Genomic DNA, 2,131 nt, shown 5'->3' with positions numbered 1-2,131 from the left:
GGCGGGTGGGCGCCGGCGGGCGCCGGGGTGACGGCGGGCGCCGGGGCGCCGGCGGGCGTGGGGGTGCGCGCCGGCGCCGGGCCGGCCGGGGTGGCCGCGACCGGCAGGGTGAGCCGGAAGGTGCTCCCGTCCGGCGACGTGGCGGCCAGCGTCAGGTCCCCGTCCATCGCCCGCGCCAGCCGTTGGGACAGGGCCAGCCCCAGTCCGGAGCCGTGCGCCTGCGTGGTGCCGGCCCGGTGGAACGGCGTGAACAGGCGGGGCAGCTGATCGGCCGGGATCCCGGGGCCGGTGTCCCGGACGAGGATCGCGGCCGCCCCGTCCGGCCGGGTGCCGTCCGGCCCGCTGATCTCCACCCGGCCGCCGGCCGGGGTGAACTTGATCGCGTGACCCAGCAGGTTGAGCAGCACCTGACGCAGCCGCTGCCGGTCGGCCCGCACCGGCGAGCCGGTGGCGCCGGGCCGGACCCGCAGGGTGATCGCGCGTTCCTCGGCCAGGCCGGTGACGATCTGGGCCGCCTCGGCGACCACCTCACCGGCCGGCAGGTCCTCGAGAACCAGCTGCAGCTGGCGGCTCTCGGCGCCGGTGAGGTCGATCAGATCGTTGATCAGCTGCAGCAGGTGCCGGCCGGAACCCAGGATGTGCTCGATGGCCGCCTGCTGCCGGTCGGGCGGCAGCGGCATGCTCTGCAGCACCTGGGCGAAGCCGATGATCGCGTGCAGCGGGGTGCGCACCTCGTGGCTGACCAGGGCCAGCAGTTCGCTCTTGGCCCGGTCGCCGGCCAGCGCGATCTCGCGCTCTCGCCAGGCCTGGGCGATGCGCCGCCGCTCGGTCAGGTCGAACAGCTCGAGGCAGTAGTGGCGCGGCTCCCCCGCCGGCCCGCGAATGAGCGACCCGCTCAGCGCGACCCAGATCGGTTCGCCGTCCGCACGGTCCGGGCGGCAGACCCGCACCTCGGTGGCGGCCAGCCGCCGGCCGGGGTCGGCGTCGTCGAGCAGGCCGGTGAGCGCCACCCGGATGGCCGACGCGTCCGGTGCGACCAGCAGCCCGGCGAAGGACGCACCGGTGACCGGCCGGCCGGCGATCTCGATCAGGGCCGCGTTGGCCTCCTGGACCAGGCCGGACGGATCGACCAGGGCGATGCCCAGCCCGGCGGCCTCGAAAGTGCTGCGGAAACGGGCCTCGCTCTCGACCAGGCGGCCGTGCAGCGCGGCCGTGCCGATGGCGATCGCGGCGACGTGGGTCAGCCGCTCGACCAGCTCGACGGCCGGCCGGTCCGGTTCCCAGGGGTCCTGGTGGTAGACCGCGAAGGTGCCGAGCACGCCGCCCCGGTCCACGTCGAGGATGGGCCGGGACCAGCAGGACCGCAGGCCGAACGGCAGCGCGTGCTCCCGGTAACCGTCCCACCGCGGGTCGGTCGCGATGTCCGCGACCACCACCTCCTGGCGGGTGTACGCCGCGGTGCCGCACGAGCCGGCGGCGGGCCCGATCCGCAGCCCGTCGATCGCCCGGCGGTACGGCTCCGGCAGGCGGGCGCCCGCGCCGTGGTGCAGGGTGCCCGCGTCCTGGTCGAGCAGCAGGATCGAGCACCGGCTGCCGGGTAGGTGCCGCTCCATCGTCGCGACCAGGGCGTCCAGGCTCTCCGGCAGCGGCCGGCGGGCGGCGATGCCCTCGAGCACGGCAGCCAGGGCGCGGTCGTGGTCGGGCCGCGCCGGGGTGTCCACATCCCGCTGCGTGCCGGCGGTCTCGGCCGGGACGGTGAGGTCGGCAACCGGATCGATGGCGTCGACCAGATCGGCGGTGTCGACCGGATCGGCGGTGTCGACCGGGTCGATCGTCTCGACCGGGATGGAGCGGTCGGCCGGGGCGGCGCCGGTCGGGGCGACGGCGCCGGCCGGAGCGGCACCTTTGGCCGTCGGGACGGCCTGGGGGCGGCCGGCGGCGGCCGGGGGGCGGCCGGCAGCGGCCGGCGGGGCGGCCGGGAAGCGCAGCACGGCCCGGGTGCCGGGCTCTCCCGCGCGAGGTGCGACGGTCAGCGTGCCGCCGTGGTCGGCGGCGAACTCGGCGACCTCGGCCAGCCCGAGCCCGGCGCCGCCCGGCCGCCCGGGACGGAACGGCCGGCCCACCCGATCCG

1 protein-coding gene is annotated in these 2,131 nt (G+C 77.5%); it reads right to left on the bottom strand.

The window, feature by feature from the left end; genetic code table 11:
• Positions 1-2,131 (bottom strand): ATP-binding protein (locus ACOJUF_RS25305; RefSeq protein WP_420124569.1); only part of this gene is annotated, 2,131 nt, incomplete at both ends.

It is taken from the genome of Nakamurella sp. (assembly GCF_048594475.1).
In the GTDB taxonomy this organism is placed as follows: Bacteria; Actinomycetota; Actinomycetes; order Mycobacteriales; family Nakamurellaceae; genus Nakamurella.
The sequence above is the reverse complement of the archived record's forward strand: the minus strand, read 5'-3'. Positions and strand labels throughout refer to the sequence as shown.